We start from the raw sequence: 24,076 nt of genomic DNA, 5'->3' as shown, positions 1-24,076 counted from the left end.
TTGAATAAGTAAATCATTATTATTCAATATCATAAAGAACTTATCTCTCCCTATTTTTGCTACCTGATGTATCTTATCTGATAACATATAATAAAGCTTCTTTCCTCCTATCTTGGGCAGTTCTCGACGTATTTCCTGTACCATCTCAATAATTATACTCTCACTGAGTGCTACCTCCTTAAACGATTTAACTGCTTTATAATGAGCTTGTCTACTAATACCAAAACACTTGCAAAGAGCGCTTATCTTTTCTGTTTTGGAAAGTACTTCAATAACTCTTGTTCTAACTTTTTTTTTATTTCATCGCCCATTCCTGTTTCCTGACCAAGAATTTGAAAATAAGTCTTATAAACTTTATTCTCTAAAGTCGTTTCAGCAAAAGCCTCTTTAAGGGCTTTTAACTCCTTTTTAAGAGCTTGAAGCTCCCCGATTTCATCAATTGTTTCCACGCGTACTATTTTATTTAATAAGTGATTTTTACCATACTTTTTAAGCCATTTTTGAATCGTTGTACTTCCTCCAATGCCGTACTTGCGTCGGCAGTTTTCAATACTCAATCCGTTTCTCTCAATCTCTTCTACGATACTCAACTTAAAGCAATCACTGTACCGAACTGTTTCTTTCCTCCCTTTTGTCATATCTTTTTATGGTTTTTAGTGTAAACCTATTTCAGGATATGACAAGTTGTTGGACGAGGTAGGCGGGTCGGAGAAGGAGAACGGGGTAGACAGGGGAGACTGGATAGAGTGAGCGGACAAGGTGGATAAGGTAGCGCAATTGGACGTTTCTGACGACTAAAATTAACAGCTTATAACTAAAAATTAACTGCTAAATATTGCTTTTCGTCGATAAAATAAGGCTTTTCATCGATTATTTTTGCGAACTTCGGCTATATTGCACTACCTTTGTCGCAACTAAATGACAAAAAGTTGCTTAAAAACTAAAAACGATGAAAAGAACTTTGTACATATCTTTTTTGTGTCTCTGTCCTTTGTTAGCAGGGGCTCAAGCGAAACAATGGTCGCTGGCTGACTGTATTAACTATGCGGTACAGAACAATATTTCTGTAAAGAAGACGGAACTGAACCAGCAGACGGCTGAAATCAATTACAGTCAGGCGAAGAGCAACCGCTTGCCTACGGTAAGTGGCTCGGCTTCGGCAAACCAGAATTACGGTTCGGCAATCAATCAAATTTCTAATGAGCGGGTGTCGCGCCGTACGTTCTCCAACAATTTTGGGGTATCGGCATCTATGCCACTCTATCAGGGTAATAAACTGAACCTACAAGTAGACCGCAGCAAATTATTGCTCGAACAGAATGAACTGTACGTGCAAGAGGCGAAAAACAACATCACTTTGAGTGTGCTTGAAGCTTATCTGCAAGCCCTTTACAGCTATGAGGGCATAGAGGTAGCTAAGAATACGGCGCGCTCTTCGGGTGAGGAATTAAAACAAGCACAGGGTAAGTTTGCCAATGGGTCTATTGCTAAACTGAGTTTAGCTGAGATAGAAACACGTCACGCCAACAACGAGTATGCTATTATCAAAGCAGAAAATGAATACGAAAGTAGGGTACTGACCCTCAAACAACTGTTGGAGCTTCCTCCTAATAGTGATTTCGCCATTGCGCTCGACCTTCCCGCAGATGATGAAACGGCGATTATCCCTAATAAAGATGTGGTATTTGCGGAAGCCAAACAAAAACTTCCCAATCTAAAAATCTATCAATCACAACAAAAAATAGCCGAAAAAGATATCAAGATAGCCAGAGCGGGCTATGCCCCTACTCTATCGCTACAAGCAGGGGTAAATACAGGATATTCAAACCTCAACGATTTGAGCTATCGCACGCAGTTGGACAGCAATTTCGGTCAAACCATAGGAGCATCGCTCAATATTCCTATCTTTTCGCAGTTCAGAAATAAGAACAATGTGAAACTGGCTAAGGTTACCCAACAACAAGCGGTGCTCGACGAACAACAAGCAGAAAAAGACCTCTATACCAAAATAGAAACCGCTTGGCAGAATGCTACCACCTACCAAGCACAACAAGCAGCTTCGCGCACGGCTCGTGACAATGCTAAATTGGCATACGATTTGGCAGTAAAAAAGCACGAATTCGGTGGACTTACCAATACCGAGCTTCTCGTAAGCGAAAACGCTTACCTCAACGCGGAGCAAACCTATTTGCAAAATAAGTATATGCAGGCGCTGTATGTACAGTTGCTGAAGTTTTATGAGGGAGTCCTCCCCCTAACCCCCTCCCAAGGAGGGGGAATGTAGCGATGGTCATCTTTCTGAAAAAAATAACTTATAGAATATTATCTAATAACTAACGACTAAATACAATGAAAAAACACATTAAGAAAATCATCATTATCGTACTATTAGCCGTAGTGGCTTTTGGGGTGTATTACTTCTTTATGAAGGAAAAACCTTCTTTTATCGTCCTGCAAACCGATAAAGTAACCGAAGGTGATGTTACTACCGAAGTAACTGCTACTGGTAGCGTACAGCCAGTGGACGAGGTGGAAGTAGGTACCCAAGTATCGGGATTGGTAAGCAAGATTTACGTAGATTACAACAGCCAAGTGAAGAAAGGACAGCTACTGGCGGAACTCGACAAGACGAACCTTCAAGAAATGGTTGTAAATGCTACTGCCAATTACCAATCGGCACTCAACGAACTGAATTACTACCGTCAGAATTACGAACGACAACAGAAAATGTACAATGCCCAAGTGATTAGCAAATCGGACTACGAGCAAGCATTGTATCAGTTCAACAACGCGAAAACAAATGTAGCACAACGTCTTACGACCCTCAATCAAGCAAAAACCAATTTGGGGTATGCCAATATCTATTCGCCTATCAATGGGATTATCCTCAGCAAAGAGGTAGAAGAAGGGCAAACGGTAGCCGCCTCGATGAGTGCGCCTACACTTTTCAAGATAGCCAAAGACATCAAGCGTATGCAGGTGGAAGCCGATGTAGACGAAGCCGATATAGGACAAGTGAAAGTAGGGCAACGTGTGAGCTTTACCGTAGATGCTTACCCCCAAGAAGAGTTTTCGGGGAAGGTAACCCAAGTGCGTCTATCACCTACTACCTCATCTAATGTAGTAACCTATACAGTGATAGTAGAGGCAGAAAATCCCGATGAGAAGCTCAAACCAGGGCTTACTGCTACCATCGCTATCTATACCAATGAGCTGAAAGGCGTAACCATAGTGCCTGCAAAAGCGATGAATTTCACCCCAGACATCGACCTACTGATGCAGTACTACGCTCAGAAAGGCATTACAGCTGAAGTTCCTAAAGTACAGCACGGCAAGGGCAAACAAAAATACGTATGGGTAGTGAATGCTAATGGTAGTCTTGCCCAAAAAGCGATAACCATAGGCAGTAATGATGGTATCAATGTGCAGGTGCTCAGTGGGGTAACAGTAGGTACAGAAGTGGTCACGTCCTTAGCAAATATGAACCCGCAAGCCAATGCGGAAAAGAAAGATAGTGGCGACAGCAGTAGTCCGTTTATGCCTAAACGTCCTCGTCGTGATAACTCAAAAGCCAAATAAATGAAAAAAGCAATCATCGACATACGCGATATGAAACGCGAGTTTAGAATGGGTAACGAAATCGTTCACGCCCTCAAAGGCATCAACCTCACTATTCACGAGGGGGAGTTCGTAACCATTATGGGACCCAGTGGGTCGGGTAAATCAACCTTATTGAACATATTAGGTTGTTTAGACCGTCCGTCGTCAGGCGATTACATTTTGGACGGCATCTCGGTGAAAGATATGAGCAAGAACGAACTCGCAACAGTACGCAACACCAAGATAGGCTTTATCTTTCAGTCGTACAACCTTTTGGCGCGTACCTCAGCTATCGAGAATGTAGAGCTCCCTTTGATGTACAACTCTAAAATCTCAGCTAAAGAACGTCGCGAGCGCGCTATTGAAGCTCTCATCAGCGTGGGATTAGAAAGCCGATTGAACCACTTGCCCAGTGAACTCTCGGGTGGACAACAGCAACGGGTAGCCATTGCGCGTTCCTTAGTGAACCACCCGGTGATACTCCTTGCTGATGAGGCTACAGGTAACCTTGACACTAAAACCTCTTATGAGGTAATGGAGCTTTTCCAACGCCTTAATGACCAAGGTAGTACCATAGGCTTTGTAACCCACGAGAACGACATCGCCCTTTTCAGCAAGCGTACGGTTGTACTCAAAGACGGACATATCATCAGCGATAAAGAAGTAACCGATAGGCTGAATGCAAAGGAAGAATTGGCGAAAATAGTGGTAGAAGATTAGCCATTTGGTTAGACGAGTCAGACGGGAAGGTGGACTTTTCTGACTAATCTGACACCTAAAACCTAACACCTAAAAGCAAATGAATATACAAAACCTTTTTAAAATAGCGTGGCGTGCCCTCTTGCTCAACAAAACAAGGGCTATGCTTACAATGCTGGGTATCATCATTGGGGTGGGCTCAGTGATAACAATGCTTGCCATTGGCGAGGGTTCTAAAAAGAGTATCAAAGAGAATATCTCTAAAATGGGTACCAATATGCTCAATATCCGCCCTGGTGCGGGTATGATGGGCGGCGTGCGTATGAGTATGAGTGATATGCAATCGCTGAAAATGACGGATTACGAAGCCCTCAAAAAAGAAGGTACCCTACTGAAATACGTATCGCCGGTAGTAAGTGGCAATGGACAAAGTATAGCAGGGGGCAACAACTGGCCTACCTCTATCTACGGAGTGAATACCGAATACTTGCCCATACGCGAGTGGAGTGTAGCAGAGGGAAGTATGTTTGGTGAAGATGAAATTACTAACTTTGCCAAAGTAGCCGTTATAGGACAAACAGTAGCTAAGAACCTCTTTCCTAACGGCAAAAACCCTATTGGGCAAACTATACGCTTTAAGAATATCCCTTTTAAAGTGATTGGTATCCTTACCAAAAAAGGTGAGAGCAACTTTGGTCAAGACCAAGACGATGTGATTATCGCCCCTTATACTACGGTACAAAAGCGTATTTTGGCGCAAACTTTCTTGCAGAGTATTGTGGCTTCGGTGCTCAATGAAAGTCAGTCGGAGAATGCGGTAAACCAAGTGAAGAAGATTTTGGAGGGCACGCATAACCTTTCGGCTACACAAGAAAATGATTTCAACGTGTTTTCACAACAGGAGCTCATCAGTACGTTTAGCTCTACCAGCGAGATGCTTACCGTGTTATTGGTAGCTATTACCAGCATTTCGCTCATCGTAGGGGGAATAGGCATTATGAATATTATGTACGTATCAGTAAAAGAGCGCACTAAGGAGATAGGCTTGCGTATGGCTATTGGAGCTAAGGGGAAGGATATTTTGGCGCAGTTCCTCATCGAGTCGGTGCTAATTAGTATCACTGGGGGGGTATTAGGGGTAATTATTGGCTTATTAGCAACGGTAGGCGTATCGCTGTTTATAGGCTGGCCTGTGAGTATCACCTTGTATTCTATTGTAATATCCTTCTTAGTATGTACCATTACAGGGGTTTTCTTCGGTTGGTATCCAGCCCGCAAAGCTGCCGAGTTAGAACCTATTAGCGCCCTCAGATACGAGTAGTGCGAGAGAAACAGACAATTAGAAATAATAAAAACAGATGAATATAACTTTACCTCCTTATGCTACAACAGAAGACCTGCAAAAATGTATGGTTATTGTTAGAGAAATATTAGATAGCAAAGCCATTACTATTAATGATGAGCAGTGCCAAGCTATAGCTTTAGAAGTTATGGGTATCTCTTATGCCAAAGGAGGAGACTATTCTTCTGAAATCATCAAGAGTTTTGCAGAAAGTTATTTAAAAACATCAAAGTATAAAGAATGAAATTTTTAACACACATAGCTGCTTGGGCAGTGGTTTGTATTTTACCTGCCCTTATTTTTATCTCCGAAAGCAATCACCGATTTGAGGAGGCGTCTTACCGTTCGTTAGTGTCTCTGCCTTTCTTGATGTTTTTGTTCTACATCAGTTATGAATGGCTTATTGATAAACTGTGGTTTAAAAAACGATATATATTTTTTGTATTGGTAGCGGTGGTACTTATTTTATGTATGTCGTACAGCAAGTATGAACTCTTTTCGTACTTCAACCTTCACAAAGGTAAGCACAAGATGCCTCCTTTTCACGCTTTCGTATATTTTGATTTCCTCTCGAACCTCTTGCCGGTAATCTTTGCGATGGCAATACGTTATGCACAACGCAACTTTTCCTTGGAAATTGCTCAGAAAGAAGCCCAAGCGCACAAACTACAAGCCGACCTTACCCAACTGAAATACCAACTCCAACCACATTTCTTTTTCAACGCACTCAACAATATCTATTCGCTTATAGAGTTTGATCCTCAAAAGGCACAACAGAGCGTGCATAGCCTTAGTAAGCTGATGCGTCACTTTATGCAAAACAGTGACCAAAAGCAGATTAGCCTTGCAGAGGAAGTGGATTTCTTGCAACAATACATCAGTTTAATGCAGTTGCGCCTCACTGATAAAACTACTGTACGGGTAGATTTCCCGAAGCAACTACCCCCCCCACTCACCATAGCGCCTTTGCTGTTTATCAGCTTGGTGGAAAACGCTTTTAAGCACGGCGTATCGGCAACGGAGGTAACAGAATTGTCGTTTAGCTTGAGAGTGGAAGAGAATAAGGTAATATTTAGAAGTGAGAACACTATAATTCCTAAACAAGAAAGTTTGTATAACTCAGGTATTGGCATTGAAAACTTAAAGAAACGGCTAACACTTCTTTATCCTAAAAAACATCAATACAACATCGAAGAAAAAAACGGAGAATACATTGCTCAATTGACAATTGAGAATTGAGAATTGACAAATGTGAGGTTTTTAGACCAAAGGCAAGAAATTTTCTTAAAAAAGAAGTACTTTCGATGTAAGGAGAGTGTAGCTTACGCTACAGAAATCTTACAAATCAAACAAATAGGTAGCAAGCTACCTGAAAGTCTCGAACTGACCTATACTTCATAATTTTGCGCAGTTGCTCTGCGGGACGTATGACGGACTTTTAATAAACCTTAAACGGAAGTACAGTGGCTCTACAGTGGCTCTACAGTGGCTCTACAATAAAGGTTAATCGAATTATAATCGAACATTAATTGAACTTATGGTGCTACTACCTCCTTACATCACTCGTCGTTGTGTTTAGACTTGTTGGACATAAAATTAGTAACAACTTAAATCAAAAGCAAAAAAATTTCTTAAAAAAAAAGAAGTACACCTAACGGTACAGAAATTGGAACAGATTTAATTGATTATCACATAATTTCTATAGCGTAAACTATATTTCCTCTTTTGGTGTGTTTGCTCTGTGGTTTTAGTAGGCACTTTTTGGTAATACAGCATTATTTTCGTATCTTTGCCCCAAAATAATAATAGCTAACAATTGTGGAAACCAAAATATCAGTTATCGGAGGAGGGAGTTGGGCAACGGCTCTGATTAAGATTTTTACCGCCAATATCGACCAAGTGTGTTGGTATATGCGCAATGAACAGGCTATTGAGCACATAAAAGCGACTAAACACAACCCTAACTACCTCAGCGATGTACATTTAAACATCAGTAAGCTACACCTCACTAACGACATCAACGAGGCGGTAACTTTTAGTGATTACCTTGTTTTTTCTATCCCTTCAGCTTTCTTGAACGAAGAATTAGAAAAACTCACCGAACCGCTATCTAATAAAAATATATTTTCTGCTATCAAAGGTATCGAACCTAAGAGCGGACTTATAGTAGGTGAATATTTCAACAAAATACATCACGTGCCTTATGCACAGATAGGCGTTATAGCAGGTCCTTGCCACGCCGAAGAGGTAGCCCTCGAACGTCTGTCGTACCTCACCATTGCTTGTCTGGACGAGGAAAAAGCACGCTTTATGGCTGAAGCAATGAAACGCCATTATGTGAAGACCAAAATATCCGACGATGTGGTAGGTATTGAATATGCTGCTATGCTGAAGAACATCTATGCCCTTGCAGCGGGTATTGCCCACGGATTGGGCTATGGCGATAACTTCCAAAGTGTGCTGATGAGCAACGCCATTCGAGAGATGCGACGCTACATCAAGCATATTTACAAAATCAAACGCAATATTAACAACTCCGCTTATTTAGGTGATTTACTCGTAACCGCCTACTCGCTTTTCAGTCGCAACCGTATGTTCGGCACGATGATAGGTAAAGGCTATACTGTAAAGAGTACAATGGCTGAAATGAATATGGTAGCCGAAGGCTATTACGCCACCAAAAGCGCTTACCTCATTAACAAAAATCAAGAAAAACCCAGTCGCACTCCTATACTCGATGCTGTCTACAAAGTGTTATACGAAGGCAAAAGAGCCAATGTAGCGTTTGCAGAACTCACAGGAGAACTGGATTAGAGAATTAGAAAATGAGGAAATGAGAGAATGAGAAAATTTGCTAATTAACTTTATGTTCACAGGAATTATAGAAGAAATAGGTAAAATCGTACAAATAGAACGCGAAGAGGCGAATCTGCATTTATACGTAAAAAGTTCGTTTACAAATGAACTAAAAATAGACCAAAGTGTTGCCCATAATGGGGTATGCCTTACGGTAGTGGCTATCGATGGCGATGTATACCAAGTAACCGCTATTGCCGAAACTCTTGCCAAAACCCACTTGGGCAGTTTGCAAGTAGGTGATGTGGTAAACTTAGAGCGCGGTATGCTTCTCAACACGCGCTTAGACGGACATATCGTGCAAGGTCACATCGACCAAACGGGTACTTGTAGTGCTATCCAAGAAGAAGCAGGTAGCACCCGCTTTACTTTTGAGTACGATCCCTCTACTGGCAATGTGGTAATTGAAAAAGGTTCTATTACTGTGAATGGTGTAAGCCTAACGGTAATAGATGCGACTTCCCATAGTTTTAGTGTAGCAGTAATCCCCTATACTTTAGCACATACCAATCTGCAATACTTACAAATAGGTAGTGTTGTAAATTTAGAATTCGATGTGATTGGTAAATATGTCGCCCGACTTATGCAACGGTAAGGCGTTGTAAAATAAGAGAACGTACTTCTTCGCGTAAAGCGTCTTTATCGTCAAGGGTTTTGCCTTGGGTAGGAATAGAGCGCAATATATCTACTCGCATCGTGCCCATACTGCCGGCAAAGAAGCGGAAGGGGAAGCGTTTTTTAGTATCGTAGAATACCATTGGTACTATGGGAATTTGGCATTCTATCGCAATACGGAAAGCACCATCTTTAAAACTATCGAGTACTATACTCTCATCATCGGGGACGCCCCCTTCGGGGAAAATACAAATGCTCAGCCCTGCCTTTATTCTCTCCATCGCTTGGGCATAAACCTCCTTCCTACTCTGCGGACTCTTTCTATCTACCATTATGGCAACACGTTTGTAGAAATAACCAAACAATAGCGTCTTGCTCAGTTCCTTCTTCCCTACAAATACAAACGGATTTTTACTACAATAGAACATCAGCATTATGTCCATCATACTGTAATGATTGGCGACCAACATATAGCTATGGCGGTCGTTAGGCACGGTATATTCCCTGTGTATTTTGGGTAAAAAACCCATACCATACAATATAGGCGTTGCCCATAAGTTCCGGGCTACCCAATAAAATGAGCGATACCATTCTGCTCGTGCTGTAAGAATAAACAACAAGGGCAACCACAGGAGAATAAGAATGAGTACAAGCAAGTAAAACCAGCTCTTCCACAAGAGCCAAAAGGTGTATTTCAGGAGTTTCATTTAATGCAATCTTATTATTATCCGGTAAAAGCAAATATATTACTGATTTCTAAATTTATAAACCTCAACATCACCGCTTAACGCTCTCTTTTTGCAGTGTAAAAGTATCGTTAAAACAGTAATAAAGTTTTGTTAAAATCGATTTTTTCTTTGGTAATTCAAAAATTTGCCGTACCTTTGTCAGCGCAATGAGGGTGGTAGCTCATTGTAAAACTTCAAATAATAGTTTTCATAATTTAAAGTTTTGGTTGGTTAATGGAAAAGTCCGATATTATTATCGGACTTTTTTTCTTATACAGACCACCATAGCTTCCAAGGAATCATCGAGAGCAAGCACACCATTGCAATGCCGTAAAACAAGGCTATTTTGCCATACATCTTGCGCACTTCTGTCTGTTTTTTAAGTTTTACCCAGCCCACAGTAATCAGCGTTACTGCTATGATATTCATTATAGGGTGCTCCACTAATAACTGGCGCAATAAGCTGTCTTTCATCACCACTTTAGCCCCCTCACTCCACATCTGCAAACGAGGGGTAGTTACATAGACTAATAAGCCCAATAATAATTGAATATGAGAGAAAACCAGAGCAAACAAACTCAAGCGGAGGTCTTTTATTCCAAAGTATTTTCTTTTGCCAAAAAATCCGATAATCGCATTGATAACTGCTATGATAAGCACTGCCAATACTAAATAAGCACATAGTGAATGTGTCTGTTTAATTAGTTGATACATAATATTCTTTATAAATTTGCGGGCAAAAATACAAATCTTTTTGAAATTCTTTTCTTTCTTCAAAGTATTTTTTGTACCTTTGCCTTTGGATGATTGATGAATGAGGAAATTAGAAAATGAGGAAATTAGAAAATGAGGAAATGAGAGAATGAGAAAATTAGGAAATGAGGTGGAGGCTACAAGAAACGCGCTAGCGGAGGGATTGTCAGTTTATTCAACTTTGCCAAAGGTGCGAGCCGCACAGGCAAAAACTTTGGCAAAGTGTATACCCCTAAAAGTGACACACCTGAGCTATCGGAAGGGAACGGAGAAATTCGCAAGAAGATTGAGAGGAGATTTGGTGAGAAAAGGCTGTAAGAAGGGTATGGTTAGCTTATAGAGAGCTTATAGGAAGCTTATACGAATCTTGGACGATTGGTATAGAAAGGGTATATAAGTAATTGACTTATAACACGATATAACAGTGCTAAAAATGTTAAAAACAGGGTTTCGAGGCGAAAGAAAAGGGAATCCTCACCCCGTCCCTCTCCAAAGGAGAGGGGGAATGTAGGGACGGGAAAGTCGAAGGTAATTAGGACTTAGGCAATAGGCACTAGGGGATAACCTCCCCCTTCTCACATACTCCGCTCTCGCGGACTTCCTCAATGAGGGGGAATGTGGTGACGGGAAATCAAAAGAGACCTCCCGTCTAATTCACTTAGTTGGCAATTGCTGATAACCCTCGAAAGGAGGAATTGGCGATAATCATTATAGACGAGTTATATAATTTACAGTGAAACAATACATTAATTCCCCTACTCTCGATTGACACTAATGATAATAACTAACGACAAAAAACTAACAACTATATGACAGAACAAGTATTTGCCTTACACGTGGCAACCCGCAACAATCTTTTAACTTATTTGGAGAATGTAAGTCCTGAACAATTAGCGCAAATCCCCACAGGATTTCACAATAACATCTGGTGGAACATCGCTCACTGCGTGGCGCAACAACAAATACTCTGCTACAAGCTATCAGGACTCAATTTTGTTGTACCCGAAACTTTTGTAGATACTTATAAAAAAGGTACTTATCCCGATGGACACATTCCTACTGCTGAGGAAATTCAAGAATTGCGCAGTCTGCTCATCAGTACCCAAAAACAACTGCAAGCCGACTACGAGCGTGGAGTATTCACTAATTTTACTCCTTACACTACCAGCTATGGCTATGCGCTTACCTGCATTGAAGATGCGATACATTTCAACAATACTCACGAGGGAATGCACCTTGGGGTGGTAATTGCTTTAAACTATTTTGCTAAATGATAGAAGATAAAACGCCTCACCGTACCTCATTAGCCGATTTGGGTGAATTTGGACTTATCGACCGCCTGACGGAGGGATTTGAAATCCACAATCCTTCCACTCTTAAAGGCGTAGGCGACGATGCGGCGGTAATGGATTTTAAAAATAAGCGAACTGTCGTCTCTACCGACCTGCTTATTGAAGGTGTACATTTCGACCTTAGCTATGTACCGCTGAAGCATTTAGGATACAAGTCGGTAGTAGTGAACGTATCGGATATCTATGCGATGAACGCTACGGCTACCCAGATAACCGTATCGATAGCTGTATCCAATCGCTTTCCGTTAGAAGCCTTAGAAGAACTCTATACGGGCATTCGCCTAGCCTGCGAGCATTATAAGGTAGACTTAGTAGGAGGCGACACGACCTCGTCTACACGCGGACTCATCATCTCGGTAACGGCGATAGGTGAAGCGAAAGCATCGGACTTAGTATATCGCAACGGAGCGCAACCTAACGACCTTGTGGTACTCACGGGCGATATAGGAGGTGCCTATATGGGTTTACAGATATTGGAACGCGAAAAAGCGGTCTTTCAGGTAAACCCAAACTCTCAACCCGATATAGAGATGTATTCTTACATTTTGGAACGCCAGCTCAAACCCGAAGCCCGCAAGGACATTCCGCCCTTGCTCAAACAATTAGGCGTAAAACCTACTGCTATGATGGATGTAAGCGACGGATTGTCGTCAGAGATATTGCACATTTGCAAACAATCGGGGGTAGGTTGTAGGTTATATGAAGACAAAATACCGCTTGACCCACAAGTGATTAGCACTTGTGAGGAGTTCAACTTGGATAGCACCACCATAGCCCTAAGTGGCGGTGAAGACTACGAACTGCTGTTTACTATTGCCCAAGCAGATTACGATAAGATAAAAGGCAATCCTAATTTTAGCGTAATAGGTTACATTACTGATAAGGAGGAGGGCGTAAACCTCATCACCCGTGCAGGACAGTTTATACCGATTATAGCGAAAGGGTGGAACGCTTTAACAATTGACAATTGATAATTAACAATTAACAAGATATGAAAAGAAGAGCATTTTTTAAACGGGGGGCTTTAGCAGCTTTAGGAGGCTTAGTACTTCCTTCATTCGATTTACAAGCGCAAACCCTTGGGGAAGCCCATAAAAACAAACGCACTAAAAACATCATCTTTATGGTGAGTGACGGTATGAGTTTCGGCACTTTGGTAATGGCTGACCTGTACCTAAAACGCAAATTCGGTCGCCCTTCCAGCTGGATAGGATTGTACGAAAGTAACCTCGCACAGCGCGCCGTAATGGATATGGCATCGGCAAGTTCAGTAGTCACCGACTCCTCAGCAGCGAGTTCGTCTTGGGGCGGTGGAGTACGTGTAAAGAACGGTAGCCTAAATATCAGTCCGGATGGAAAAGAGAATATGCCTATCTTACAAAAGTTCAAAAAAGCAGGCAAGAAAGTGGGTTGTATCACTACCGTAATGGTAAATCACGCCACTCCGGCAGGCTTCTGTACGTGGAGTAAGAGTCGGAATGCTATGGATGAGATTGCCCTAAACTACACCGAATTAGGCTTTGATGTGATGTTAGGTGGCGGTAGCAAATACTTTGACCCTGCCCATCGCAAGGACAAAAAAGACCTCTTTGCTGTTCTCAAAAAGAAAGGTTATACGGTAGCTCGCACTCGCGGTGAAATGCTGAAAGCACCTACTAATAAACCTCTTTATGGGCTCTTTGCTGAAGATGCCCTCCCCTATTCTATCGACCGCGCTCAAAGCAGTGAAGAACAAGCTAAATCGCCTACTCTTGCCGAGATGACTGCTAAGGCTATCGACCAATTAAAAAGTCACCCTAATGGCTTTGTAATACAAGTAGAAGGCGGTAAAGTAGACTGGGCGGCACACGGCAATGATATAGGGGCTTTGTTGTACGACCAAGTAGCTTTTGACGAGGCTATAAAAGTAGCCCTGGATTTTGCAAAAGCCGATGGCAACACTCTTGTGGTGCTTACTTCCGACCACGGCAATGCTAACCCTGGACTCATCTACGGCAAAGAGTGTAATGACAACTTTGACAGATTGCAAAACTTCACCCATTCTAACGACTGGATATTGCAACAAATCAACTCTAACGACTCGGTAGCCAAAGTGCGTGAGCACGTTGCTCAATGCTGCGGTGGAATGAACATCAATGAGGAACAAGCCAAAGAACTCTTAGGCTATTACGCTAAAACCGAAAGAAAAGAAGATGGCTTGTACAACTACAAACACCTGCCTTACCGATTGTTTGCCGAAATACAAAAAGCACATACTTCGGTAGGCTGGATAAGTATGGATCACTCATCAGATTACACCGAATTGGCAATGTATGGACCAGGTAGCGAGCGACTTAAACCTTTTATGCGCAATACCGATATGCACAATTTCTTGTTGGAGGCAGCGGAGGTTAGAGTTTAGAAGTTAGGAAGTAGAAATCAGAAATTAGAGGGTGAAAAGTTTTCAGTTTCAGAAGCTCGTTACTTTTATAGGAATATTGCTCTTCATCGTGAAGTTGATAGCGTGGTATATTACCAATTCTAACGCTATTTTTTCGGACACGATGGAGAGCATTGTGAATATTATTGTCGCCTTTATGGGGCTCTATTCGCTATACCTTTGCAACAAACCTCGCGATACCGACCACCCTTACGGACACGGCAAGGTAGAGTTTGTTACTGCTGGCATTGAGGGAATGCTCATCGCTATCGCTGGGGCACTTATTCTCATCGAAGCCTTTTCGTCACTCATAAAGGGAATATATCTCGATAAATTAGGATGGGGGATTGCCCTTTTCGGGTCTACCGCCATAGTGAATTACGCTATGGGATATATCTCCTACCAAAAGGGAAAGAAAGAAAACTCGTTAGTGTTGATGAGTGCAGGTAAACACTTGCAATCGGATACTTTTGCTACTTCGGCTATTGTGTTGAGTTTGGTGTTGGTACACTTCACCGGTTGGCTATGGCTCGACCCTCTAATTGCTATTGGCTTTGGTAGTTATATCATTGTGATAGGGTGGAAGATTGTACGTAAAGCCCTCAGCGGTATTATGGACGAGCGCGACGAAGCCCTCTTTGCCGAACTCGTAAATATACTGCAAGCTAACCGCAAAACCGAATGGATAGACATTCACAATATGCGCATTCAGCAGTTTGGGGCTCACTTACACATTGATGCACATATCACTCTGCCTTACTATTATTCTTTAAAAGAAGCCCATCAAGAAATGGAAAAGGTGATTCATTTATTGGTAGAAAAAGTAGATAGAACTATAGAATTCAACTTTCACTTAGACTATTGCAAACCCTTTTCGTGTGAAATATGCGCTATCGAGTGTCCCTTTAGAGAAAAACCTTTTGTGCGGACTATACAGTGGGACGTGAAAAACATCGCTGGAGTAGCGAAACATAGATGTGAACCACTAAAACAATAATGCAAATTAGATACTATAAACATTGGTTCTTTGAGGTTTAATTTTGATATACGACCTATTGTAAATAACTAACAGTATTCTTCTTGCTCGTTTAAAGTATATTTATTAATTTTGCACCAAAATATTGCCTTTATAATATGATAACTACTTTCTTTTCAGAAAATTTAGGGTTTACTACCATATGCGTTTTTCTACTCTCTTTGGGAGTAGCATATTTTTCTTTGCCAAGTATTATATACGTGTCAAAGTACAAAAACCTAATGGATAAACCTAATGCACGTAGTTCACATAAAGAAAAAACACCTACCCTAGGAGGTTTTTCTTTCTTCGTAAGTTTAGTTTTTACTCTCTTTTTACTCCGTTTTTTCGATAATGACAATGTAGGTATTAACATCTTATCTGGTGTAGGTGTACTCTTTTTCGTTGGCTTAAAAGATGACCTCGTAGGTGTAAATCCTAGTACTAAAATTATAGGTCAAATTATAGCTACCCTGATGCTTTTCTTAGGAACTGGGCTTAAAATCACTACTCTTGATAATTTCTTAGGCATTACTGATATTCCATATTGGCTTTCTATTTTTATGAGCTGTGGTATGATGATGATGATTGTAAACTCTTACAATCTTATTGATGGCATTAACGGCTCAGCTGCAATGGTAGGTATTGTAATTTTTGGCGCTTTTGCTTATGTTTTCTACGATGCTCAACTGTACTACTACTTCCTGTTATCAATCCTATGTATAGGTTTTTTATTAGCCTTTTTACGCTATAATCTATCGGTAAGGAAACGCGTTTTTATGGGAGATACAGGCTCTATGATTGCAGGTTTTCTCATTGCAGTTCTCGCTATTAAATTTTTTGCCCTAAACACCGAAGCCTTAGAAAGTGCTATTATACACCCCACAAATAAAATATGGGTACTTCTTGCAATTATTTTCATTCCCTTTTTTGATACTACCCGCGTGTTCACCACCCGCCTATTGCGTCACGGACAACCTTTTAAAGCCGATCGCAGTCATATCCACCACGTGATGATAGACTATATGAAACTGTCACACTCACAAGCAAGTATACTATTAGCATTCATCAATTTAATCGTTTGTGTGGTGATTTTATATCTCAATACCTTTCTATCTTCTCTTTATTTAGGAATTGTTTTAGGAGTTATTTTTATAGGATTGGCAGGACTCCTCTTTTACGTAAATAGAAGCTATCACACTCGTAAGAAAAAACAAAAAATAAGACATATTGTGAATGAAATTATAAAAAAGAAATAATTTTTGTACCTTTGCGCCCTATCTCATAAGAAATGCTCAAACAGAATTTACAACTTAAACTCTCACAGAAACTCTCACCTCAGCAAATACAGCTGATGAAACTCGTACAACTCCCCACTCTTGCTTTCGAACAGCGCGTGAAACAAGAGATGGAAGAAAACCCCGCTTTAGAATCAGGACGCGAAGAAGATGCTCTTGATGAGTTTCACGATGAGTTCGATAACTCTGCCGATGAATATAACGATAACGATGTGATTGATATGAACGATATCAACATTGATGAATACCTCAGCGATGACGAAATACCCGACTATCGTTTGCACGCTAATAACTACAGCGACGACGATGAAGATCGCGATATTCCTTTCAGTGCGGAGGTATCGTTTCACCAATCCCTTATCAACCAATTAAACACCTTTACCCTCTCAGATGAAGATTACCTCATTGCTGAGTTCCTCGTGGGTAGCATAGACGATACAGGCTATATACGTCGCTCTATTCAAGACCTTACCGACGATCTCGCTTTCACCCAAAATATCTATACCGAAGAAGATCACGTAGAGCAAATACGCCAACAGATTATTTTCCAATTAGACCCTGCAGGGGTAGGCGCATCGGACTTGCAAGAGTGCTTGCTTATACAACTGCGCCGCAAAAAACAAACACCCGCTATAAGCTTGGCAATCGAAATGCTTACCGAAGCCTTTGAAGCATTCACTAAAAAGCATTATACCAAACTGCAACAACGCTTTTTGGTAACTGAAGAACAACTGAAAGAAGCGGTACAAGAGGTGGAGCGCCTAAACCCTAAACCTGGGAGTTCCTACGTGGGTAACAATGTGCATATAGAACAAATTATCCCTGATTTTACTGTAAAAGTAGTAGACAACGAGTTAGAACTCTCCCTCAACGGACGCAATGCTCCTGAACTACACGTTTCTAAGGAATACAGCACTATGCTCGATACTTATAAGAAGAGTAAGGAAAAGAGCAATTCACAAAAAGAAGCAGTGTTCTTTATCAAACAGAAGTTAGATTCGGCTAAGTGGTTTATAGATGCTATCCGTCAGCGACAACAAACCCTCCTCATCACGATGAATGCTATTATGGAGCACCAACGCGAATACTTCCTCACAGGTGATGAGCTCAAAATTAAACCGCTTATTCTCAAAGACATTGCCGACAAGGTAGGTATGGACATCTCTACCGTATCTCGGGTAGCGAGCAGTAAATATGTAACTACCCCTTACGGTACCAAGCTAATTAAAGATTTCTTTTCGGAATCTATGAAGAACGACCAAGGAGAAGATGTTTCTACCCGTGAAATCAAGCAGATATTACAACATATCATCGCTAAGGAAGACAAAAGTAAACCTCTACCCGATGATGAATTGGCACAGCTTCTCAAAGAGAGAGGTTACCCCATTGCGCGTCGCACTATCGCCAAATACCGCGAACAAATGGATATACCCGTAGCGCGTCTCAGAAAAGAACTATAGTCTAATGACGAGTGACAAATGACGAATGACGGTACGAGCCGCACGGACAAAGTATATAAAACTCCAGTATAGTGAAAGACTGTGCTGGAGTTTTTTTTGTCGTAACACAACAAGCCGTTTTACAAATTAAAAACTTCTTTTAATTCATTATACACCTGTTTGATAATCGAAGTTGGTTGCTCAAAGATGTGGAATATACATAGCTACAATTTCTTTATTTCCTACTTTGTAATAATAGAAGCTCTTGCCTTTATTGATGAGTGCATTTTCTTTAGATTGGTATTCTCCTATTTTTTTAGGGTAATTTTTCAATCTCCTTTTTCAGTAAACTCCGAAAGACGTTGGCAAAGTTTTCAACTCATCATTAACCATTATTTCACTATCTTCATCTCATTTAGCAAATATCCTGCTCCGGCGTATTTATCGATGATAAACAGCACATAGCGAATATCTACCATAATATTGCGACATATTTTAGGGTCGTAGTGGATATCGCTCATTGTGCCTTCCCACACGCGATCGAAATTGAGACCGATAAGGTTACCTTGTGCGTCTATCGCAGGACTGCCCGAGTTGCCTCCCGTGGTGTGATTGGTTGCTACGAAACACACAGGCATCTTGCCGTTTTTGCTGTAAATACCATAGTCTTTTTTCTCATAGAGCTCGCGCAGTTTGGCGGGCACATTAAATTCGTAGTCGTTAGGCACGTATTTCTCCATTACACCGTCTAAATAAGTCATATAATCATAGGTTATAGCATCCGAAGGTGAGTAACCCGCTACCTTGCCATAAGTAACGCGTAAAGTGCTATTGGCATCAGGGAAAATGCGGTCTTGAGGTTTCGAGAACTCCAAGATAGCCTTCATATAAGTACGCTGTAAGGCGGTAATCTCGCTGTCCAACTGTTGGTAAGTAGGCACTACAGCTCCGTAGAAATGAGCGACAATTTGCTGTACGAATTGTACGCCTATGTCATTTTTGAGGCGCCTTTCAAAAACTTCATCGGGTAGGTTGAGTACTTTTTCCATTTCGGTTTTAGAAGCCAAAAACGACTCTTTATAGAGTTTGTCAGCCAGTGTGTGTATCTCAAACTGCTGTAAGTTAGGCGAGAGTAGCGTTTTAGGCATCGCCTGAGCATAATACACTACCGCTTTTTCAAATACGGCTTTATCTACATTCACATCGTAGTTTTTAAATACCGTTTCAAAGTTGTTTAAAAGGTTCTTCTTGCGGTCGTTGAATGATTGTGTTCCTTTCTCGTGCAGCGCATTTTGCAGTTGAAGGATTTTATAGCCATTTGCTAGCAAGTCGATATTGCGCTGTACCAACTCCGAAAAGAGGTCTACTGCCAAAGCATAGTTTTGTATTTGAGCGTATTTTTCAGTAAACTGAGGTAAAATATAACCATATTCAGCAGTTTTACCTGCTTTTTCTATCTCTTTTTGAAATTTCTGTTCTTGAGCGCGTTTGATAGCTACCGCATCCGATTTTTTCAAACCTTGTGTTTCACCTATCCACTTTTTCCAATAGTTGGCAACGCTGGCGTATTTAGAGGCGTATTTTATTTTTATTTCGTTGCTGTTGCGCATAAAGCCGTCTTGCACTTTGAGCACCACATCGCGAATGCCTATCTTAGCAGGATTCAATACATTCACAATTTGTTCCACTGCTACGGCAGGTAAATATTCTTCAGTACGACCTGGATAACCGAAGACCATTGTAAAATCGCCTGCTTTCACGCCTTTTAAGGAGATAGGAAAGAAGTGTTTGGGGCGATAGGGCACGTTGTCTTTGGAGTAGGCTGCAGGGCGGTTGTTTTTATCGGCGTATACACGGAAAAGCGAGAAGTCCCCCGTATGGCGAGGCCATACCCAATTATCGGTATCCGAACCGAATTTGCCTATAGCCGAAGGTGGTGCACCTACTAAACGCACATCTTTAAAAGTTTCTACTACAAAAAGGATATACTGATTGCCCTCGTAGAAAGCACGAACCCGATTCTCTTGCCACGCTTCTTTAGGCGAGTTTTTCACCAAAGAGGCAATATTGCGTTCTATCTGAGAGGCGCGAACGCTCTCACTACTTAGGTTTTGGGTATCGGCGAGTACTTTTTGGGTAACATCTTCAATACGTACAATAAAAGTAACTTCTAAATTCTTGTTAGGCAACTCTTCCGATAGATTTTTAGCCCAAAAACCATCGGTAAGGTAATCGTTTTGCACTGAGGAATGCGCTTGTATCTGTCCGTAGCCACAATGGTGATTAGTGAGCAGTAGCCCTTTATCCGAAATCATTTCGGCAGTACAGCCTCCATTGAAATGAGGCACAGCATCTTTCAAGCTCGACTTATTGACGCTATAAATATCACTCACCGACATTTTCATACCTAAGGACTTCATTTCTCTGGCATTCATACCCTCCAAAAGCGAAGGAATCCACATACCGCCTTGCTGTGCCGTTAAGGTAACAGGTAACAAGTAAAAGCTAAAAAGTAATAAAGAGATAAACTTCTTCATAGTCACTGTTTAAATTAAAGTGCAAATATAGGGAATATTTTCTAAAAATTTGGTTTTAACTGTTGTTTGTTGTTGTAGAAATCTTCAATGACTTTAATCACTTCGTCTTCAGTATCTACTAAGTGAAACAAATCTAAATCCTCAGCACTAATATTATTAAATTTCTCTAATAATATCTTCTTTATCCAGTCTACAAGTCCGCTCCAATAATCTGTACCGACTAAAATAATAGGAATTTTGTCTATCTTATAAGTTTGCACGAGAGTGAGGGTCTCGAAGAGTTCGTCGAGGGTACCAAAGCCCCCAGGCATTGCTACAAATGCCTTAGAATACTTTACAAACATCACCTTACGCGCAAAGAAGTAGTTGAATTTGATGTTCTTATCGTGGTCGATATAAGAGTTATTCGTCTGCTCGAAAGGCAAATCAATATTCAGTCCTGCCGATACACCTTTATTCAGGTGTGCACCTTTGTTGCCCGCCTCCATAATACCAGGCCCACCGCCGGTTATAATACCGAAGCCTTCATCTACTATCTTTTGGGCAATACGCACAGTGAGTTCGTAATAAGGTGTTTCAGGCTTAATACGTGCCGAACCAAAAATACATACACAAGGCCCTATGGAGCTCATCTGCTCATAGCCGTGTACAAATTCTCCCATTATTTTAAAAATCGACCAAGCGTCGTGTGTTTTAGTTTCGTTCCAAACTTTTGAATGTTTTTTCATTGAGTTAAATGTTAAAAGTGAATAGTAAAAAGTTGTATTTATTTCAGTTTTATCCCTCTGTATTTCTTTATCTTCTCCTATTTTTATAATCAATCTTTTATCTCCAATCTGTAGGGGCGAATTGCAATTCGCCCTTAATAAGTCAATCTCAATCTTGATTTGTGTTAAGTTTAAGGAGTATAGTTTTTCCAACCATATTCGCAATATTTTTCAGTAGGCATAAATTCGGCAGCTCCACCGTCTAAATCGTCATCTATATAGTCATACAAAAATCGGTTTTTGTTATCTACATACCATTTAACGAATAGCTTTCCTTTAAAAACATCCGTAGCACTCTGTTTAGGGTCTTCTTCCAGTTCATAGGTAGCACAAAAGTGCTATTACACTTCCTTATCTGTGCGACTTGCTCTCTCAAATTTCTTTAGGTCATTCCCTTTGAGGGCGTTCTCTACGAGTTCGGGAAGGCGGTCAGGAGTACAGGCAAAGCAGGCGATGCCGAGTTTGCTGATTTCTTTACCGAGTTTCTCATCGTAATCAGGACGACCGCTGTCAGAGAGGGCTAAGAGCACCAATACCTTTACGCCTTCTTGGTGCATCTCGTTCAGGCGACGCAAGAGTCCAGCGCGTACACCTCCTTCATAGAGGTCAGAAATGAGAATAAACATCGTTTTGCGCGGATTCTCAATAAGTGTTTGGCAATACGCCACCGATTTATTAATGTCAGTCCCTCCTCCTAACTGTACCCCAAAAAGCATATCCACAGGGTCTTCACGACAGACTTCCGTAAGGTCGGTTACTTCTGTATCAAACACTACCACGTGTGTATCAAGGGCTGGCATACTCGCAAAGATAGACCCCATTACTGACGAATATATAATCGAATCACACATCGAACCACTCTGGTCGATGTCCAAAATCACTGTCCAGTTCTTTTGACGCTGGGTGCGTTCAAAAAAATAGAACTTTTCAGGAATAAGTCGCTTGGTAGCGGTATCGTAGTTCTTGAGGTTGCGCTGAATTGTGCGTTTCCAGTCGGTCGACGAGAAGTTGGCAATAGGCGTATGCGCTTTTTTGTTGAGCGCACCGGTAACAGCACGGCGTAGGTCTTGCTCCATACGCTTCATAATCTCATCGACTACCTCTTTCACCAATTCGCGTGCGGTATTTTTGGATTTGGCAGGTATTTGCCCTTTGAGTGCCATCAAAGTGCCCACCATAGAGATATCGGGCTTTACGTTTTTAAGGGTTTCAGGTTCAAATAGTAGTTTGGTGAGTCCTTTGCGCTCAATGGCATCGCTTTGAATCACACTTACCACATCGGGAGGAAAGAACGAGCGCACATCAGTGAGCCACTTAGCTAAGTTGGGTGACGAACTGCCTAAGCCTGCCGAACGTTTGCCTCCATTATTACCGTTGCCTTCGGTATCGTCGTAGAGGGCAGCCAGCGTGGCGTCCATCAGCGATTGTTGCTCATTGAGCGATACCTCACCCAAAGCATTCAAATCCTGACCCAAGATGAGTCGCCAACGTGTAATTAGGTCGTCCATTATAAAATATAAAAAAGTAATCCTAATTGTAACACATTCGATTTGAGGCTCGTACCATCAGTAGTTTTAGCGTCTTTCAGCAAAGGGGTAAGATTGTACTGCACATAGAAGTTCAACGCGTTATACCCAAAGGCAATAAAAGGCTTTACTTGAAACGTATGAGCTATATCGGAGTTCTGGAAAGCTATCGAAACACCATCAGCAGTATACAAACTTCTACTGTTGAAGATATAGGCAAAACGCGCTCCTGTATACACGCGCCAAAACTTATGACTGTAAGGGGTAGAGGTGCGAAAGCGAAACTCTACGGGTATTTCTACCGAATGCGTCTCGAAGAAATTACGAGTGATGTTCCGGTCGCTGAAACGTTCTACTATCTCATAGCTCACGCCCGAGACCGTTTTGTTAGCCACCATATTGTTGTATACCAAATCGTAAGCATAGCCTATGCCCACCCCAAAGCCTATATTACGCGCTTTGTTCATAGGTAGGTCGCGAATGAAACCTACGTGAATCCCCCTTGAAAGGTTGTGTTGCACCACGTTATTTGCTTTACCAGCCAAATAGTCATAAGTAAGACCGAAGTAAAATTGGTCTTCGAGGTAGTGCAAGTCTGCTTCCGTATCGGTAGCAGTAGCCGTTTGTGGGGTGCTTATCATTCCATCATCGTTATTCTCTTGAGCAAAAGTGAAAAGCGAAAAGTGAAAAGCGAAAAGCAACAGTATCCTATTTAGTTTGTTCATCTTTTTTGTTGCATATTTTGGGCAAAGGTAAGAATAATTAGCAAATTAACAAATTTGCTAATTTCCAAATTTTCTAATTCTCTAATTTTCCAATCCGCCCATTCTCTTTCCGTCCCTACACTCCCCTTTTGAAGGGGCTAGGGGGAGGTTTGTCACCTTTTCCAGCTTGTCCCCCTTCGGGGGTTCGAGGCTTACCGAATAAATAACTCTCCCCAGTTTCCCCCTTTAAAGTTAGCCATCGACAGCTGAGTATCTGTAAAGGGAAATGTTTCATTATTTTTTTCCGTCACCACATTCCCCCTCTCCTTGGGAGAGGGACGGGGTGAGGATTCTCTTTCTTTCGCCTCGAAACCCCGTTTTTAACATTTTTAGCATTGTTGTATTATATTATGAATCAACTTTTTA

General features: G+C 41.4%; 21 protein-coding genes and 1 pseudogene. 14 read left to right on the top strand and 8 right to left on the bottom strand.

Annotation, left to right across the window (positions count from 1 at the left end; all coding sequences use genetic code 11):
• Positions 1 to 242 precede the first annotated feature (242 nt).
• Positions 243 to 590 (bottom strand): transposase, encoded by a 348-nt coding sequence (locus HMPREF1320_RS05695; RefSeq protein ID WP_232207514.1) that lies wholly within the window; start codon positions 588 to 590, stop codon positions 243 to 245.
• 359 nt (positions 591 to 949) lie between these two features.
• Here HMPREF1320_RS05695 and HMPREF1320_RS05690 point away from each other — a divergent pair, with 359 nt between their 5' ends.
• The 8 genes from HMPREF1320_RS05690 (at position 950) to HMPREF1320_RS05655 (ending at position 9,092) form a co-directional block, all read left to right on the top strand.
• A complete protein-coding gene (locus HMPREF1320_RS05690) occupies positions 950 to 2,284 on the top strand; it encodes a TolC family protein (protein ID WP_009417796.1) in 1,335 nt (444 codons plus the stop codon).
• Positions 2,285 to 2,349: 65 nt separating this feature from the next.
• The gene (locus HMPREF1320_RS05685; protein ID WP_009417806.1) at positions 2,350 to 3,579 is read left to right on the top strand and encodes an efflux RND transporter periplasmic adaptor subunit; all 1,230 of its coding nucleotides are present in this window, start codon (positions 2,350 to 2,352) and stop codon (positions 3,577 to 3,579) included.
• On the top strand, positions 3,580 to 4,320 hold the full coding sequence (locus HMPREF1320_RS05680) for an ABC transporter ATP-binding protein (protein WP_009417791.1): 741 nt from the start codon (positions 3,580 to 3,582) through the stop codon (positions 4,318 to 4,320).
• Positions 4,321 to 4,399: 79 nt separating this feature from the next.
• Complete coding sequence (locus HMPREF1320_RS05675; protein ID WP_009417794.1) at positions 4,400 to 5,620, top strand: ABC transporter permease; 1,221 nt, start codon at positions 4,400 to 4,402, stop codon at positions 5,618 to 5,620.
• 37 nt (positions 5,621 to 5,657) lie between these two features.
• Positions 5,658 to 5,885, top strand: a complete 228-nt coding sequence (locus tag HMPREF1320_RS05670) for a hypothetical protein (protein ID WP_009417797.1) — start codon at positions 5,658 to 5,660, stop codon at positions 5,883 to 5,885.
• Positions 5,882 to 6,880, top strand: a complete 999-nt coding sequence (locus HMPREF1320_RS05665) for a sensor histidine kinase (RefSeq protein WP_009417805.1) — start codon at positions 5,882 to 5,884, stop codon at positions 6,878 to 6,880. The genes HMPREF1320_RS05670 and HMPREF1320_RS05665 overlap by 4 nt, the downstream gene beginning before the upstream one ends.
• Before the next feature lie 579 nt (positions 6,881 to 7,459).
• Complete coding sequence (locus tag HMPREF1320_RS05660; protein WP_009410386.1) at positions 7,460 to 8,455, top strand: NAD(P)H-dependent glycerol-3-phosphate dehydrogenase; 996 nt, start codon at positions 7,460 to 7,462, stop codon at positions 8,453 to 8,455.
• Positions 8,456 to 8,507: 52 nt separating this feature from the next.
• A complete protein-coding gene (locus HMPREF1320_RS05655; RefSeq protein ID WP_009417792.1) occupies positions 8,508 to 9,092 on the top strand; it encodes a riboflavin synthase in 585 nt (194 codons plus the stop codon).
• Here HMPREF1320_RS05655 and HMPREF1320_RS05650 read toward each other — a convergent pair.
• Positions 9,079 to 9,819, bottom strand: coding sequence for a lysophospholipid acyltransferase family protein (locus HMPREF1320_RS05650; RefSeq protein WP_009417795.1), 741 nt, complete (start codon positions 9,817 to 9,819; stop codon positions 9,079 to 9,081). The genes HMPREF1320_RS05655 and HMPREF1320_RS05650 overlap by 14 nt on opposite strands.
• Before the next feature lie 291 nt (positions 9,820 to 10,110).
• A complete protein-coding gene (locus HMPREF1320_RS05645) occupies positions 10,111 to 10,554 on the bottom strand; it encodes a hypothetical protein (protein WP_034554235.1) in 444 nt (147 codons plus the stop codon).
• A gap of 848 nt (positions 10,555 to 11,402) precedes the next feature.
• Between HMPREF1320_RS05645 and HMPREF1320_RS05635 the strand changes: the two genes are divergently transcribed.
• The 6 genes from HMPREF1320_RS05635 to rpoN all read left to right on the top strand — a co-directional run bounded on the left by HMPREF1320_RS05635 (position 11,403) and on the right by rpoN (position 18,137).
• Positions 11,403 to 11,867, top strand: coding sequence for a DinB family protein (locus tag HMPREF1320_RS05635; protein ID WP_009417788.1), 465 nt, complete (start codon positions 11,403 to 11,405; stop codon positions 11,865 to 11,867).
• Positions 11,864 to 12,916, top strand: a complete 1,053-nt coding sequence (thiL, locus tag HMPREF1320_RS05630; RefSeq protein ID WP_009417790.1) for a thiamine-phosphate kinase — start codon at positions 11,864 to 11,866, stop codon at positions 12,914 to 12,916. Before HMPREF1320_RS05635 ends, thiL begins: the two co-directional genes overlap by 4 nt.
• A 20-nt stretch (positions 12,917 to 12,936) precedes the next feature.
• A complete protein-coding gene (locus tag HMPREF1320_RS05625; protein ID WP_009417801.1) occupies positions 12,937 to 14,346 on the top strand; it encodes an alkaline phosphatase in 1,410 nt (469 codons plus the stop codon).
• A gap of 31 nt (positions 14,347 to 14,377) precedes the next feature.
• The gene (locus HMPREF1320_RS05620) at positions 14,378 to 15,361 is read left to right on the top strand and encodes a cation diffusion facilitator family transporter (protein ID WP_009417793.1); all 984 of its coding nucleotides are present in this window, start codon (positions 14,378 to 14,380) and stop codon (positions 15,359 to 15,361) included.
• A 137-nt stretch (positions 15,362 to 15,498) separates the two neighbouring features.
• Entirely contained in the window at positions 15,499 to 16,638 is a 1,140-nt protein-coding gene (locus HMPREF1320_RS05615; protein ID WP_198006262.1) for a glycosyltransferase family 4 protein, read from the top strand.
• Between the two features lie 32 nt (positions 16,639 to 16,670).
• The gene (rpoN, locus tag HMPREF1320_RS05610) at positions 16,671 to 18,137 is read left to right on the top strand and encodes an RNA polymerase factor sigma-54 (protein ID WP_009417807.1); all 1,467 of its coding nucleotides are present in this window, start codon (positions 16,671 to 16,673) and stop codon (positions 18,135 to 18,137) included.
• 371 nt (positions 18,138 to 18,508) lie between these two features.
• Here the strand turns inward: rpoN and HMPREF1320_RS05605 are convergent, their stop codons facing one another.
• From HMPREF1320_RS05605 to HMPREF1320_RS11840, 5 genes and pseudogenes are all read right to left on the bottom strand, one after another.
• Complete coding sequence (locus HMPREF1320_RS05605) at positions 18,509 to 20,653, bottom strand: S46 family peptidase (protein ID WP_009417800.1); 2,145 nt, start codon at positions 20,651 to 20,653, stop codon at positions 18,509 to 18,511.
• Between the two features lie 41 nt (positions 20,654 to 20,694).
• Complete coding sequence (locus tag HMPREF1320_RS05600) at positions 20,695 to 21,381, bottom strand: TIGR00730 family Rossman fold protein (protein ID WP_009410398.1); 687 nt, start codon at positions 21,379 to 21,381, stop codon at positions 20,695 to 20,697.
• 380 nt (positions 21,382 to 21,761) lie between these two features.
• Entirely contained in the window at positions 21,762 to 22,928 is a 1,167-nt protein-coding gene (locus HMPREF1320_RS05595) for a VWA domain-containing protein (RefSeq protein WP_009417798.1), read from the bottom strand.
• Positions 22,928 to 23,671, bottom strand: a complete 744-nt coding sequence (locus tag HMPREF1320_RS05590) for a porin family protein (protein WP_009417804.1) — start codon at positions 23,669 to 23,671, stop codon at positions 22,928 to 22,930. The genes HMPREF1320_RS05595 and HMPREF1320_RS05590 overlap by 1 nt, the downstream gene beginning before the upstream one ends.
• Before the next feature lie 139 nt (positions 23,672 to 23,810).
• Positions 23,811 to 23,887 (bottom strand): annotated as a pseudogene (locus tag HMPREF1320_RS11840) (phosphinothricin acetyltransferase); the annotation flags it as partial.
• Between the last annotated feature and the right edge of the window lie 189 nt (positions 23,888 to 24,076).

It is taken from the genome of Capnocytophaga sp. oral taxon 335 str. F0486, from assembly GCF_000277665.1.
Taxonomy (GTDB): domain Bacteria; phylum Bacteroidota; class Bacteroidia; order Flavobacteriales; family Flavobacteriaceae; genus Capnocytophaga; species Capnocytophaga ochracea.
This window is presented reverse-complemented; position numbering and strand designations above follow the sequence as displayed.